At 40.1% G+C, this 14,834-nt stretch carries 10 protein-coding genes; 1 reads left to right on the top strand and 9 read right to left on the bottom strand.

Annotation, left to right across the window (positions count from 1 at the left end):
- Nucleotides 1-12: 12 nt before the first annotated feature.
- The 6 genes from QNI22_RS06460 to QNI22_RS06435 all read right to left on the bottom strand — a co-directional run bounded on the left by QNI22_RS06460 (nt 13) and on the right by QNI22_RS06435 (nt 8,051).
- Entirely contained in the window at nt 13-1,968 is a 1,956-nt protein-coding gene (locus QNI22_RS06460) for a leucine-rich repeat domain-containing protein (protein ID WP_314509806.1), read from the bottom strand.
- A 400-nt stretch (nt 1,969-2,368) separates the two neighbouring features.
- Complete coding sequence (locus QNI22_RS06455) at nt 2,369-2,806, bottom strand: response regulator (RefSeq protein ID WP_313988868.1); 438 nt, start codon at nt 2,804-2,806, stop codon at nt 2,369-2,371.
- A gap of 273 nt (nt 2,807-3,079) precedes the next feature.
- Nucleotides 3,080-3,697 (bottom strand): sterol desaturase family protein, encoded by a 618-nt coding sequence (locus QNI22_RS06450; protein ID WP_314509805.1) that lies wholly within the window; start codon nt 3,695-3,697, stop codon nt 3,080-3,082.
- Nucleotides 3,698-3,703: 6 nt separating this feature from the next.
- A complete protein-coding gene (locus QNI22_RS06445) occupies nt 3,704-4,261 on the bottom strand; it encodes a DUF4833 domain-containing protein (RefSeq protein WP_314509804.1) in 558 nt (185 codons plus the stop codon).
- 858 nt (nt 4,262-5,119) lie between these two features.
- The gene (dcp, locus tag QNI22_RS06440; protein WP_314509803.1) at nt 5,120-7,267 is read right to left on the bottom strand and encodes a peptidyl-dipeptidase Dcp; all 2,148 of its coding nucleotides are present in this window, start codon (nt 7,265-7,267) and stop codon (nt 5,120-5,122) included.
- Between the two features lie 187 nt (nt 7,268-7,454).
- Nucleotides 7,455-8,051: an HD domain-containing protein gene (locus tag QNI22_RS06435; protein WP_314509801.1), complete on the bottom strand. Its 597-nt coding sequence runs from the start codon at nt 8,049-8,051 to the stop codon at nt 7,455-7,457.
- Between the two features lie 163 nt (nt 8,052-8,214).
- On the opposite strand from QNI22_RS06435, the gene QNI22_RS06430 reads away from it, so the two are divergent.
- Nucleotides 8,215-8,895: a suppressor of fused domain protein gene (locus tag QNI22_RS06430; RefSeq protein WP_314509800.1), complete on the top strand. Its 681-nt coding sequence runs from the start codon at nt 8,215-8,217 to the stop codon at nt 8,893-8,895.
- A gap of 103 nt (nt 8,896-8,998) precedes the next feature.
- Here the strand turns inward: QNI22_RS06430 and QNI22_RS06425 are convergent, their stop codons facing one another.
- From QNI22_RS06425 to QNI22_RS06415, 3 genes are all read right to left on the bottom strand, one after another.
- Nucleotides 8,999-10,024, bottom strand: a complete 1,026-nt coding sequence (locus tag QNI22_RS06425; protein ID WP_314509798.1) for a glycerophosphodiester phosphodiesterase — start codon at nt 10,022-10,024, stop codon at nt 8,999-9,001.
- Nucleotides 10,025-10,206: 182 nt separating this feature from the next.
- Entirely contained in the window at nt 10,207-13,680 is a 3,474-nt protein-coding gene (locus QNI22_RS06420) for an ABC transporter permease/M1 family aminopeptidase (protein ID WP_314509796.1), read from the bottom strand.
- Between the two features lie 77 nt (nt 13,681-13,757).
- On the bottom strand, nt 13,758-14,660 hold the full coding sequence (locus QNI22_RS06415; RefSeq protein WP_314509794.1) for an ABC transporter ATP-binding protein: 903 nt from the start codon (nt 14,658-14,660) through the stop codon (nt 13,758-13,760).
- Between the last annotated feature and the right edge of the window lie 174 nt (nt 14,661-14,834).

The raw sequence follows: 14,834 nt of genomic DNA, 5'->3' as shown, positions 1-14,834 counted from the left end.
TCAATGATATTACTAGTTCTCGTAATTTTTTAAGGTAACTTCTATAGCCGGAAATAGCTCTGCCAGTTGTTGCTTGTCTACAGTTACATGGGAGGGTTTATATAGCTCAAGTTTTTTGAGCTGATTCAATTTCTTCAATAGCTTGGCATTGCTGGGCATAATGGCACAGGTATAGGCGCAAATTATTTTTTCAACCTGCTTGAACTCCTGTAATTCTTTGGCAAATTGAAACTGATCTTTAGCTGTAGCACTTGAGAAAAGCAAATCCAGTGTATTTCCGTCTGTCATCTTCTGATACAGGTGCTGAGCTGCGTCACCGCCTAATCGAAGGCTTTTCTTGAACACATTCCGGAATGCATAGTAGTTGGTGCGTCCGGGAGGATAGATCCGATTCCGAAACTCTATAGGTGTATATAGTACCTGTAAGCCAGCTTTTAAAACCAGTTGGATATCAAACTCACTGGATTCAAGTAGCTTGTTTATAACTACATCAAATTCTTTCTGACGATATTTCTTAATAAAGTCGTATTGCTGTGCTGTTGCGTATTTTTCCAGTAAAGGTCGGAAATACTTCCAATGGAAGGTTCCTTTGCGTATTCCTAACCACAAGATCTGATAAAAAAGGCCATCCGGGATTCCCCCGGCCATCATCATCTGTGCCGCCAGTTTGACTGTACTTTCTTCATCACTCACAATCAGACGGTTTAGATTTTCCTGCATTTCCTCTCCGGATTCTTTCAGATACGGTGTTTCCAGTTTCTCCAGAAATTCTTTCAGATGCTGAGGCATAATCAGCCGGAAATTTTTTGATAGAATGGTTTTAACTTGTTCGGCTGTAAGGGCATCTCCTACACATACATAGGTAGTGCTATCACTTAGCTTATCACTTGCTTTTATCTTGTGTTTCTTCAATTGAGACAAGATGTCTTTTGTTGACCAGCCTTTGACCTTGCCTACTATAGAAATTATATCTTTTTCACTGGTAAAGTGCTGATTCAGTGAATCGGAGAGTATAGAGGCTAGTTGGTTAGTCGCTTTTCTTCTCAACAGCTCAATATCAGATGTTAGTGCCCAAAGTAATCCTGTCATATCATCCTCTACAGTAGGTTTGCCTTTTTCCTGTAGTAATGCACTAAAGAATTCACGCAATGATTTCGGGAACTGATTTTCATCACACCAATGGATTAATCGAAGCAATACTGTTTTGCCTTTGATTTCTGTATCTGTCGTGAGCGGATTCTGATTCAGTAACAGATCTTCCAGTTGAGTTAGTGAAAATAACTCGTAGGGGATATCAATCAGTTGATTATTATTCAGGTTAAGCAATTTCAGATTAGTGTGAGCGCTTATACCTGTGAGATCCGAAATTTTGTTTCCTGTCAGTCCCAGATAGGTCAATTTTTTGAATCGTTGCAGGTTTGTAGGTAAGGTCGTAAGACCTGCATGCCGTAACTCCAGTTTTTGCAGTGTGTCAGGGTTTAAAACCTCCAGAATGGGTGTTACATCTGTCTTTTGAAAACTACCTAGTATAAACGTATGAATAGTGGGGAGAGGTTCTTTAACCTGTACTTCTACCTCATTTAGATTTGCTATTTCCAGAAAGGAGAGTCCTTGCAATGAAACTTTGCCATCAGGCATTTGAAATGGATGTTTGTATTCAAGTTTTCGTAAATTTTTAAACTGGTACAGGTTGTCCAGTAGCTGTTGGACAAATTCATTTCTCTGTTCCAGTTTAAAGGACATCACTTCCCAATGAGTTTGGGTCAGAATCGCTTCAAGTATCTTTTCATCTATATCGGTAATGGTCTCTGTACTGAGAAGCTCCTCGGTTAGTGACTGATCGATGGAATGCGGAAGTACTAATCTGAGTAGAAATGTAGCATGGCCATACGCCTTTGTTTCTATTTTGGCTCCTATACACTGAGGATATTTTAGTAAAAGCTTTTTGAGATCTAAAAATGCAGTCATTGAATACTATTTTAACCAAACAAAGATAGAATGTTTCGAACAGGATGTATCATTTCGATAATAATCTCACCTAAATGCAAAGATTAGTATACGCAGAAAACATTCTTTGTGTTTTAATGAAGATTGTCTCTTTCCTATATGTGTTACCAGAATACACACCTAAAATCCTGCAGACCTGGCCTTGGTTTGGAAAGTACGATAAAAGGGAGAAGAAATTACTAACTAGAATGAATACAAAAAATGGAAGCCGTTAGCCTGAAAGCCTATACAAATTCGATAGTGATGCAAAAAAAGCAAAAAAAATGTAACGATAAAATTTGAGACAGAATAGTATTTACTGAGGGATGTCGCCAGTAAATACTATTAGTCTGGAAAGCAAAAATTTATCATTCTCTGCTACTTATTTTTTCTCTTTAAGATGCATAATCTTTTCAACCAGCGACTGGGTCAGCGGTTTGGTGAAATAACCACTCAAAAGAGGATGTGATTTGGCTTGTTGGACATCATCAGGTGATACAGATGAACTCAGCATAGCAATTTTCAGGAGAGAGGGCCATTCAGGTAAGTTAAATGTAAAACGTTCCAGCCATTCCCATCCTGATATACAGGGCATATTGATATCTAATAGTACGATAGGTACTATTGGCGGACGTGAATTACGCTGTGAGCCAAATTCTTCTGTAAGTGTATGCAATGCCTCAACCGGATCTGTAAAGCTGATAATCTGGCAATCAGATAACCACATTTTCAACATTCGGGTATGAATGATATGAAATAATTCGTCATCGTCTATAATATAAAGACGGAGTTGTTCCTTTTCTAACGAGGCCGGAGTCATACTAATTGGGTCTTGTTATTCCGCCTACCTTTCTGCTATACTTCTATGGGAATCCCAGTTTGAAGACTATTTACTGGATTCAGCGCAATGGCTGTTATCTAGACTCCACTGAAAGCATAGATCGTAAATTAAAGAGTATACAAGAGGTAGTTTCGGTTTATTAGAGTCAGACAACCAATATCCTATCTACTACTACTGTATAGTAGAATATATAGACCAATAAGGGACTTGTATCGGTGAATAGAAAAGGCAAACAGGCTTTGGGTTAACCTATTATTTATCAAAGTCAGACCGAAAAAGGACATCCCATAAAGAAGAACTGACACCATATCCCTTGGTTGAATCCTGGTAATGATGGCGCATATGGTGCTGTTTCATCTTTTTCATGAAGCCATTTTTCATAGGCAAATGATGAAGGGCATAATGTGAAATGTCATAAAACAGATAACCTGACACAAATGCTGCAAAAAAAGCCGGAACCATATTCATTGGCAGTAGACTTTTAAAAAGCCAGTAGAAACCAAATGCTAATGGAATGCTTACAGAGGGAGGCATTACGAGGCGAAGTGCATCATTGGGATAGTCGTGATGTACACCATGAAAGATAAAATGCAATCGCTGCCCCCAGGTTGATTGGGGCTCAAAATGAAAGACAAACCGATGCAGGACATATTCTGTAATAGTCCATAGCAAGAGACCGCCGGCCAGACTACTCAGAAATACGCTTATACTATTGTGCTGAACAGCTATCGCCTGATACAGAAAATAGCCAATAACAGGAATATAGATAAAAAGAGGTACTGAAAAATGTACCTTGGATAATGGCTCTAATAAAGGACTTTTAAACATAGGAGTGGATTCCTGGCTATTAGAGACATACTGTTTTTTCATGACGGGTCAGGGTTTAAATAGTTGAACTACTTCTTTTCCAGTAGCAGGATCAGTTCCTTTTACTTCTACACATACTACATTCGGAACCCAGAATGATCCCCCTTCGATCTGGAGAAAGACTTTGTTTACATCTATCGTTTTACCATTGATGGTGGTGTGTATGCGATAACGATTCAGAAGTGCTGACCATTCCAGATAGAGTAGTTGTTTCTTGTAGGAAACAAAAGAAAGCTCAAATCGATTATCCGCTAATTTACGGCTTTTCAGTCCATAAGCAAATTGTCTCTGAATATAAGAAAGTTCCTCTTTTTGTCCATTCTCTCCATAGCGTATCCAGTAAACATGTACAGGTTCTTCTGTGTTGAGTTTACCTTTCTTCATATTCAGATCATACATAATGGTATTGTGATTGGGTGTACGCTGAATATAGAAGAGAGTCTGATCACTTACAGGGGGAGTCGGAAAGGTATGTTGCAATTTGCAAATACAGGGAAGCGAATTGTCAACAGTTTTATCGTGTAATGTGAAGGATAGAAGAAATAGGGGTATTATAAGAAATTTCATGTTTGTAGGCTACTTTGCCTTTTATCGGTATGGTTATTATCTGACAACACAGATACCGTTTGTATGGTTCGCTTTGGCTTTATATGCGAAGATATAGATCTGTTTGTTCTTTTTATAAAAATTTGTGAACTGTTAGTATTCTTATTGTTTTCCTTATTGAATTGTCCTTTATATACTTAGGCATGACTCTTCCTAATTTTTTAAATATAGGCATTAGTTAATTTTTGAGAAAGTTCTCTTTCTGAGTTGGTTTATTGTCACTCTCTTCACTCTACCACAGGCTTCTTCATTTTTTGCTTGCCCAAAAAACGAAGCAAAAAAGGGCACTTTTTGCCGAACCTTCTACCCGCAAAGCCATGGGCTTTCCTCGCGGCAAAAAGATTGCCAGCGCACAGCTACAACAGTTCGCGTTTAAAGGAATCTTAGCTCTCTTTGTATCATCTAAAAGATACTCATAGGTTGTGTTCCTTATAAACTTAAACAGCACATGACACAAAAGACTCCTAGGCACTTCAATCGCAGAAGGTGATGTAGGTGCGTGAGGATAAAAATTCCGCGGGCCTAGCGTTGGCCCTATGGGGCAAAGCTTTGGAATTTTTTGCTCAAACGCCGATCTGGCTCACCAAACTCTCGTTTGGTGCCCTGTTTTTTGGGCAAGCAAAAAATGAAGAGATTAGTGGAAGAACAATGATTAGGAATCTGAGAAACTCAGGAAGAGAGATTTCTAAAAGTTCGTAAGTTGAAAGAAAATAACGAGTCTGAAAAGACCTTGGCTAATAACCATCAAAAAATATAGAACAAGATACCATCTGTTGGTAGAATATTGCAAACCCTCAGATGGTATCTGATAAAGAGAGATTATTGTTCAACCAGGCCCCGACTTACTAACATCGGATGAATATCCGGATCTTTGCCTCTGAATGCTTTATACATTGACGCGTAACTAGCTGTATTTCCTTTGGATAGAATCATATCCCGGAAACGTTGTCCATTAGCCTGAGTTAAACCTCCGTTTTCTTTAAACCAGGCATAGGAATCTTCATCCAGCATGTCTGTCCATGCATAGGCATAATATCCTGCTGCATATCCATTGCCCCAGATATGAAGAAAATAACTGGATCGGTAACGAGGAGGTACCTGTGACAGATCTAATTTGGTAGTATGTAATGCATTGGTTTCAAAGGCATCTACATCGTTTATTGTAGATCCTGCCGGTAAGGTATGCCATTTCAGATCTATTTCATCAGAAGCAAGTGCTTCGGTTAGCGCGTATCCCTGGTTAAAGGTGCCCGCTTTTTTGATTTTATCAATCAAAGCCTGAGGTATAGGCTGCTTTGTTTGATGATGTATCGCATAATGTGATACTATTTTAGGATCAAGCGCCCAATGCTCATTAAACTGAGAGGGAAACTCCACAAAGTCTCGGGCTACATTAGTGCCAGAAAGACTTGGATAGTGTTGATTGGCAAATAAGCCATGCAACCCATGTCCAAATTCATGAAACATGGTGATAACATTGTCCACGCTAAGTAATGCAGGTTGTCCCGAAGCAGGTTTAGGGAAGTTGCAGACATTGTAAATAACGGGCTTGGTACCCAGTAACTTGGATTGGCCTACCAGATTACTCATCCAGGCTCCTCCTTGTTTATTGTCCCGTTTGAAGTAATCACAATAAAATAGTCCCAATTGGCTACCATCTTTGTCCAGTACATCAAACACTTTGACATCTTCATGGTATACAGGTAAGTCTTTTCGTTCTTTGAATGTTATACCATATAGTTGTGTTGCCGCATAAAATACTCCGTCTATCAGTACTTTATTCAGTTCAAAATAAGGTTTTACCTGATTTTCATCCAGGTCATATCGCGTTTTACGAACTTGTTCGGCATAGTAGTTCCAGTCCCAGGATTGAAGCTGGAAGCCACCTTTTTGTTGATCTACCAGAGCCTGCATATCTGCTGCCTCCCGTTTGGCTTTGGCCGTAGCAGCAGGTATTAACTGATTCAGAAACTGGTTGACAGCTTCTGAATTCTGAGCCATCTGGTCGCGAAGTTTCCATTCTGCATAATTTTTGAAGCCCATAATTTTTGCCTTATTGGCCCGAATGGCAGCAATTTTTGACAGAGTAGTTCGGGTATCTGTTGTATCTCCCTTTTCGGCTCGGTTATAGGATGCCTCAAATAATTTTTGGCGAGTTGCCCGATTGCTCAATAGTGTAAGAAAAGGTTGCTGGGTTGTATTTTGTAAGGAAATCAGCCATTTGCCTTCCTGTTTGCTGTCTTTGGCACTTTGGGCTGCCGCTTCTATATCACTATCGGGAAGGCCTTCCAGTTCAGCTTTGTTACTGATTACCAATCCTCCCGCTTTATTGGCTGCCAGTAATTGATTGGTAAATTTTGCGACCAGAGCCGCTTCTTCCTGATTGAGTTTCTTTAAGCTATCTTTTGCACTTTCGGAAAGATTTGCACCTGCCAGTTCAAACTGCTGCATATAATAACTTAGCAGATAGTTGGATTCAGAATCCAGTTTTAATTCGTTTCGTTTGGCATAAATGGTTTTTACCCGTTCAAAAAGTTTGGTGTTCAGGAAAATAGCATCCTGATTAGCCGCTAGTTTAGAGGCTACATCTTCCTGTACTTTCTGCAAGGCTGGATTGGTATTGGCACCTGTGAGCAGATTAAACACCGCATTGACCCGATTCAGTAGCTGACCACTTTTCTCTAAAGCTACCAGAGTATTGTCAAACGTAGGTGCTTCTAGATTATCAGCAATTTTTTGTATCTCGGCTTGCTGCTGCTTCATTCCTTCTTCAAGAGCCGGTGCAAAATCGCTGTCTTTGATTTTATCAAACGCAGGGGCCTGTAAAGGAAGCGTGCTCGGCTCAGAAAACGGATTACCAGAGGCGGCTGTTGTTATATTTTCCGCGTCGGATGGTTTGGTATTGCAGCCTGCCAGTACCAGCCATAAAGCTGCCAGGGAGAGATAAGAGTATGATTTAAGGTTCATAACGAGTGATGGAAGTATGTGGAATGAAATACTTTGTGAATGAAAAAAAGTAACTCACAGAGCTGCCAAGATAACCATGGAGTTTTACACTAGGTGAGTTTGTGTATATTTTTTTGATTGCTATATATCGGTGAATTATATGTAAGGGTAGTGAGGTTTTCCCTTTGACGGCTGATGAAAAATACAATTAGTGTTCTTTTTGGATAAATCCTTTCTCTACACTATCATCAATTAAAGCTTTGGCAAAACTCCATAAAGTTTCAGAACCACGAGCCATTGTCTGAACTTTCTGTACTACCTTTTCATATGATACCTGATGTTCCTTCCAGGTACCGCCACCATTGGAAACATTTTGTAATACAGGCTCTAAACGATCTATAGACTTGGCAAAGCGAGCCTCAGGTGTTGCTGCTGCCTCAAACTCTTCCCATATTTCTGTAAATTCAAGGGCTTGTTCTGCCGGAAGTAAGCCAAACAATCGCTCCGCTGCCAGGCGTTCGGCATGGGTGTTGGTATGGTTGATGGCTGTGTCAAACAGGAACACATCGCCTGCATCAATTTCAACCAGATCATGAATCAACAGCATTTTTACTACTTTCATTGTATCTACAGGTTCATTGGCATGTTCTGCCAGAACCATTGCCATGATAGCCAGATGCCAACTATGTTCCGCATCATTTTCTTTTCGCTGGCTATTAAAAAGACAGGTTTTACGCTGAATGTATTTGAGTTTGTCTATCTCCTGAATAAATGAGATCTGCTTTAAAAGATATTCGAAGTTCATACAAGTACGTGTTAAATTCTGTAAAGGTAGGTTTTATACAACATATATACAGGACATTTGCTATTGGAAGATTGCCTGACAGGTACAAAAGACACTAAATTAACAACACAATAGGTCTTGTCACGTATTAGCCTTATACTCGCAAATACACTACTCTTTACTTATGCCCTCATTTGAAGAACTTACACAAGCCGCTGGTGAGCTTCGGAATGCTTACTGGCAACAAATCGGAGAACTGGCTCCGGATGTGATTTCACACTTGATTAATCCAGCTTTCATGGGTGGACCCGCATGGCCTGCTTTGCGACAGGCATTTGTCAAAGTGACTACACCCACAACAATGGTTCTGGCTAGTGATGGCCTTTCTGATCCTTATTCGGATGCCGACACCAATCCGGAAAATGCAGGTTACAACGGCCTGGGCCTGGAGATGTATGTTGAAACGTCAGAGATACTCTCTACATACGATCTGATTATGGAGAGCTGGCAGTTTGATGTCTTGTATCAGGTAAGCCAACTGGCTGCACAAAATGGAAATCTGCTGGGACTATTGGATAACTACCAGTTTCTCACAACCGAAATTTATGCAAATAAAGTACCTGACACATTCCGAAACTCAGCCGGTAGAGTAGGGGTGATCCTGGGCTTACAATCAGAGACCCGCTCTAACACCTTACAAGGCAATCTGGAAGAAATACGTTTGGTCAATACCAAATTGCTGACATTGGATGAGTTGGAGTTTGTACTGGAAAAGAAGGAGAAGGGACGTATGGAGCTGGCAGAATTGCTAATTCAGCAGGGAAATGCCACTTTATCAGATCTTACCCGAAAGTCTGTCGTTTGAGGTTGCTGAGTTGTATACCAACTACGGTATAAGTATGAAAAAATACAAAAAATCATTGAGCATGCTTCATTGACAATAAGTTAAAAAGCATGCTCAATGAGAACTACTGTACAATCTCCAGAAGCATCTCCGGCTCATTGGTAGTAATAAAATCTACATTCTTTTGCAGAAGCCATTCCATCAGACTTTTCTCATTGACAGTCCAAACATTGACTGTTTGTTTTTTCTGATGCGCCTCCTCAAACCAGGATTCATTTTTCTTTAATATAGAATGATGATAGTCTAATCCATCTATATGATCAGCTGCCAGTTGAGCAGGAGAAAGTTCTCCATTCAGATACGCAACTTTGGCATGAGGCTCCATGCTTTTAATTTTTTTGCATACATCATAATCAAAGCTGATGTATTCTGCCCATGCCTGAGCCTTAAGTTCACGTACCATAGCTATTACTTTCTCAGTAAGTAGCAATGCCCTTTCTTTGCTCACTACAGAAGGTTTAAGCTCCAGAATAAGCCGTGTACGGTTTTGTTTCATTCCCTCCTCTAAATAAGACAAAAGAGTAGGCAGCGACTCTCCATTGCTCAGTTTGATTTGTGAAAGTTGGGAAGATTCTGTTTTCTCAATAGTAAATCCCTGGATCGCTGCATCATGATTGATGTAGGGAATAGAATCAGCAGACAAGTGAATGTCAAACTCACTGCCCATGCAACCCAGTGCAACCGCATTGCGAAGGGCTGTAAGTGAATTCTCCGTAGTACCTGATTTCTTCCAGGCACCTCTGTGTGCAATTACCTTGTTGCGTATAAACTGATCTTTGACAATACGGAAGGTATTGGTTACTACTTTGCCTTCAGCAGTTGTTGCTTCAATAGTCACATCATGCCAGAAAGTGTTGGCAGGTAAGGTGTTGGGACGAACACTGAGTTGACCATTTTTCTTAATTGCAAATGCACTGGCTAAAGGGCCTTTTACTGCAAATTTTTTGTATACAGTGGTTTTTGTTGGATCTTCTGCTATGCCAATGATTTTGTTATCATCTGTATAGGTGTATCCCGAGAGGGTAAGTTGTTGCGCCATAGAGGATAAGGTACAAAAACAAATGAGAGATACAAGAAATATTCTTTTCATAGGCTTATATGAATAAGTGTGGCTGTAAAAATTGGTTTGTATAGCATAAATGCGGGGCCGAAGAATGGAAAAACTAACGAATGTGTGAAATTTTCTGTGTAAAATATTGGTAACATAATCGTAACATACAAGAGAAAACAGAAGAAATTTATCTCATTTCTTTGTATGAATCAGCTAGTTGATTATTTCTTAGGTGTCAATTGGTATACATTATTCTGTTTATTCTTATCCATAAAAGTGATATAAGGGTCCAGGACAATAGAATGAGGTTCTTTGTCAACAATCACTGAAAGCCGGTTGGTAGGTTGATGGAAAGGATGCGACTTCAAGTAAAGTATCTCTGTGGTATCTGCTACCTTGTCTGGATCACAGGAAAATACGCCAATAGGTATTTGCTCGTGTATTTTCATCGCAACTTCTTTTTTACTATTAGAGAGTTCACTTTTCTGTATATTGATATTCATGTCAATCTGAAATTTACCATCAGCAAGTTTGTGATAGGAGGCAGAAGGAATAGATAGATCATAAAATACTATCTTCTTAAACCATTCATCTATATGGGAGTGCAGCGAATCGGGAGAAACTATATATAGCTCGTTTAACAAGTCCTGTATGGATGCCTGTCTGTGAGGGATAGTATGTTTTAGGAGTAGGGCCTGCAATGCCTGATTCACTTTGTCCGCGCCTATTGATTCCTTTAGAGCATGCATCACAATAGCTCCTTTGTAGTAGTACACATAGGTCTGATTTGTTACCTGATCAAGAGGTACTTCTTTTTCTCCTGCATATCCTCGTGCCGCAAAGTACTCATCCCGTTTATTACCAAGATATTCCCGTAATCGATTTTTTCCATATTTCTTTTCTGTTAGCAGGGTTTCTGAATATTCTGCCAGGGTTTCGGTTAGTACCTTACTACCAGGCAAAGAAGCAGGTTCCAGTTGGTGTGCCCACCATTCGTGTGCCATCTCATGTGCCAGAATCGTATACGAATAATTTGTCTTTTGGCCATCGCTATAATCAGCCAGAAAGTTTACGGTTTCTGCTGTAAACAGTATGCCTGGATAGGCTGTAGCCGCTCCCCGATACTGTGGTATCTCTGCAATACAGAGTTGTTTATGTTGATAGGGACCAAATGCCTGCTGGTAAGAGTCCAAAGACTGCCGAACTGACTCAAGCATGCTGGCTACATTGTAACTCTGTCCTGGAAGATAATACGCCTTTATCTGAATTCCTTTGTGATGGGTTTGAGCTTCCTGATAGTTGGCAGAGGAAAGAGCAAAGGAAAAAGCGATGGTTTGGTCTGTCTTATAGTGAAAATAGCTTCTGCCAGTCTGTTGCCACTCTTTTTGCAGATTACCTACTGTAACTACTTTTTGTCCTTTTGACGTAGATACAATAGTCTCATAGTGTACCCAGTTGTAATATTGAGGTCTGGATAGGGCTGCGTAAGATGTAGATTTCTGAGCTGTAAGGCCTCTTTTGCTACGTTCTATCGGATTCTCCAGTTCTATGTGATAAGCATAGCCAAACAAAGGCAGATATTTTTCCAGCTCGATATAGGAACCATTGCTGATAACTGAATTTTCATTGTTAAACTGTGTAAAACCTGATCGGTTTACCTTTAGTGAAAATTGCATCGTTGTTTTTTGTCCTGGTTGTAAAGGTTTGTCAAACTGTAACCAGTAATGATGGAATACAGAATCGTGTTTGATAAGGTGGACATTTTGTAGTGATATTGTACACTGCCCCACTTCGGAGTCCAACCAGACCAAAACCTTTTGGATGGGCACACTTGTCTTATTTTGTAGCTGATAACTGCCTTTTACATAATACTCTCTTAATTCAGGGTAGAGGTCAACAGTTGTTTTTACATCTGTAATGATAGGTTGAGGAAGAGCTGCATACTGTTTGTACTTTTTTTCATAGGATGCACGATAGTCTGCTTTTTCTCCTGAGCTAAGATAATTGTGTACTTTGTTTGTCTGATAGAATATATAACTTCCACATGCTGAAAATAGGAGCAGGCATACTAGTAACCAGCTTTTCTGCCACTTTCCTGAAAAGAGCTGAGCTTGTTGAATGCGTGTTCTGAAAGAAAGATGCTCTCCTCGTATCCATAGGGTATAGGCAATTACAACAAGGAGGCCCATAAAAGCACTCCAGTAGCCCATATACCAGTGAAAAGCCTGAGCATAGTGACCAAAGCCATTGAATGCAGAATGTAGAAGGGTAGGAGTCTGGGCAAATCGTAACAGGTAATGTTCAACACCCGGTATTTGATTCGTAATAAGTAATAAAAGAAGACATCCTGACACAATCATACCCAGGTATTTATTGCCAATCACTAGCTGGAGAACTATAATCAGTAAGCCAATGAAAAAAAGTGGCAAGCCACTATAGTAGAGCAGAGATAAATATACTGAACATTCAAATGTATAGTAGTTATGGAAGAGTTGTACACCTATGCCCGTCAAACAGTTTAATACAATCAGCGTTACCACCAGAAAAGCCATTGTGGCTACTTTGGACAAGAACAGTACAAGATTTGAAACCGGAGTAGTATCTATCAGTGCATCTGTTTTGACAGTGCGTTCATGCCAGAGGAGTTCCATGCTGTAAAACAACAGAATAAGAATAGCTGGTTTCGTTTCCAGAATTTCATTAACAATCAAGCTGGTTGTTGGGTAAAACGAGATGCCAAAAGCTCCATTTGTCATCGATTCACTCACTTCGATGCTAAGGTAAAATACCCAGAGTACCAGCATGGCTATGAATGCGATATTCCCAAACATCTGTTTCACAGAAAGCCAGGTTTGTCCGATAAACATCCTTGCCTGAGTTGTCGGTAAAAATGTATTGGACAAGACCAGGTTATATGCTGTTGGTGTATAGGATTGATCTTTTTTAGGTTTTTGTTTTGTACGCCTGATTGGTAGTGTACGAAACGAAGCGAGTTTGCAGGTGAGTGCAAACAAAAGCAGACTTAGGCCTATCCATAGAAACCTGTTTGCCAGGAATGAACCTTCCAGTGAAAGCAATTGTGTATTACGTTGAGTAGAAGACCAGAAGCGGGTTGTTCCAAAAAAAGCTACCAGTCCATAGGGATCAAGTAAGACAGAGAGAAAATTATCCTGAGAGCTTTTGAATGTGGAGGATGCCAGCATAGGTGAATTACCCAGAATAGAAGCCACCATATACAAAATGTATACTCCCACTCCTGCAATGTAGGTGAGTATTGAACTGCGTGTTAACAGAGCTACGGCAAAAATCACTGTGGTATTAAACAGAATATTGGGTATCCCTAATTCCAGCAATGGATATAAGTAATATGAGGAGTGAAAAGGCCCAATATAGGCAGATTGAACCAAAAATAGCCCAAGTAACATCCCCATTACAATCATGAAGAGAATGAATAGTGTTGGTAGAAGTAATCCGGCAAAACGAGAGATCAGATACTGGAACTTACTGATGGACGTAGCATAAACCAGCGAATCCATTTTGTGTGTACTATCTCGTAAAACCACATTAACTGCAAAGACAGTAGTACCAAATAATAGAAACAAAGAAAATAAACTAAGAATTACTGCAATAGCATAGGGAGAGTTCTTATACACTTCCTCTCCTCCAAAGCCACCTTTGACTGAGATGAACCCCATAACAAAAAACAGCAGTACGGCAATTTTGAATGAGATTTGTCTGAAATGATACCTCCATTCAAAAGTAATAAGCTGAATTAACATACACTTATCTCCTTTCCAGTGGATTGTGTACCAAACAAAACCGAGAAATACACATCTTCCAGATCAGGTTCCAGCAGAGTAAATCCTGCTTCCGGTTGATAGTCAGACAATACTTGAATTTGCGTTTTGCCGGCCAGTAAGCGAACAGACAATACAGATAAGGTTTTCTGGTAGTGTGGAAGTTGGTCTCTGTTTATTGTTTTGTGCCAGACGCGTCCTTTCAGAGTTTGGATTAATGAAGCTGGTTCGCCTTGTAATACAATTTTGCCACCTGCCAATATGGCCATACGGGGGCATAGTTCTCTTACATCTTCCACAATATGCGTCGACAACAACAGAACAACATTTTCGCCGATTTCACTCAGCAGATTCAGAAAGCGATTGCGTTCCTGTGGATCTAACCCCGCAGTTGGTTCGTCCACAATAATCAGACGGGGACTACCCAATAATGCCTGTGCAATGCCAAAGCGTTGTTTCATGCCACCAGAAAAAGTCCCTACAGCTTTGTTGCGAACAGCATATAGATTGGTTTGTTCCAGTAAAGCCAGTGCCTGTTCTCTACGTTGTTTTCTGGAAAGAATACCCTTCAAAAGAGCCATATGGTCGAGGAGTTCGAAAGCTGACATACGAGGATATACACCAAATTCCTGAGGCAGGTATCCCAACTGGCTTCTTAGAGCCTGTGGGTTTTGATGAATATCTATATCCCCAAAAAGTATTTGTCCCTCGTCGGGCTTTTGTAAGGTGGCGATGGTACGCATCAGCGAGGATTTTCCTGCTCCGTTTGGACCCAGTAACCCAAACATGCCTTGAGGGATATGTAACGAAACATTATCCAGTGCTTTGGTTTCGGAAGAATAACTCTTGCTAATGCTGCGGATCTCTAATGTTTGCATAGATCTGTCGTGGATTAAAATTATTCACAAAGGATCTGGAGAATCATCAGATCACCAACTTATAATGATGACAGCTGTTAAAGTGATGATGAAGAGTATATTATTTTCGGAAGATAGATAGACGGAATGTTTATCATGAAAATACCGCCTTTGATCATTTTAATTTGATTTAGG

The organism is Xanthocytophaga agilis (genome assembly GCF_030068605.1).
GTDB lineage: Bacteria > Bacteroidota > Bacteroidia > Cytophagales > 172606-1 > Xanthocytophaga > Xanthocytophaga agilis.
Note: the sequence above shows the minus strand (reverse complement) of the source record. Positions and strands in the feature narration are given on the sequence as shown.

What these genes read in the sequence shown, in the direction of transcription:
- QNI22_RS06455 (WP_313988868.1), bottom strand. Translation starts at nt 2,806, where the DNA reads ATGACTCCGGCCTCGTTAGAAAAGGAACAACTCCGTCTTTATATTATA.
- QNI22_RS06435 (WP_314509801.1), bottom strand. Translation starts at nt 8,051, where the DNA reads ATGAACTTCGAATATCTTTTAAAGCAGATCTCATTTATTCAGGAGATA.
- dcp (WP_314509803.1), bottom strand. Translation starts at nt 7,267, where the DNA reads ATGAACCTTAAATCATACTCTTATCTCTCCCTGGCAGCTTTATGGCTG.
- QNI22_RS06460 (WP_314509806.1), bottom strand. Translation starts at nt 1,968, where the DNA reads ATGACTGCATTTTTAGATCTCAAAAAGCTTTTACTAAAATATCCTCAG.
- QNI22_RS06415 (WP_314509794.1), bottom strand. Translation starts at nt 14,660, where the DNA reads ATGCAAACATTAGAGATCCGCAGCATTAGCAAGAGTTATTCTTCCGAA.
- QNI22_RS06420 (WP_314509796.1), bottom strand. Translation starts at nt 13,680, where the DNA reads ATGGGGTTCATCTCAGTCAAAGGTGGCTTTGGAGGAGAGGAAGTGTAT.
- QNI22_RS06430 (WP_314509800.1), top strand. Translation starts at nt 8,215, where the DNA reads ATGCCCTCATTTGAAGAACTTACACAAGCCGCTGGTGAGCTTCGGAAT.
- QNI22_RS06445 (WP_314509804.1), bottom strand. Translation starts at nt 4,261, where the DNA reads ATGAAATTTCTTATAATACCCCTATTTCTTCTATCCTTCACATTACAC.
- QNI22_RS06450 (WP_314509805.1), bottom strand. Translation starts at nt 3,697, where the DNA reads ATGAAAAAACAGTATGTCTCTAATAGCCAGGAATCCACTCCTATGTTT.
- QNI22_RS06425 (WP_314509798.1), bottom strand. Translation starts at nt 10,024, where the DNA reads ATGAAAAGAATATTTCTTGTATCTCTCATTTGTTTTTGTACCTTATCC.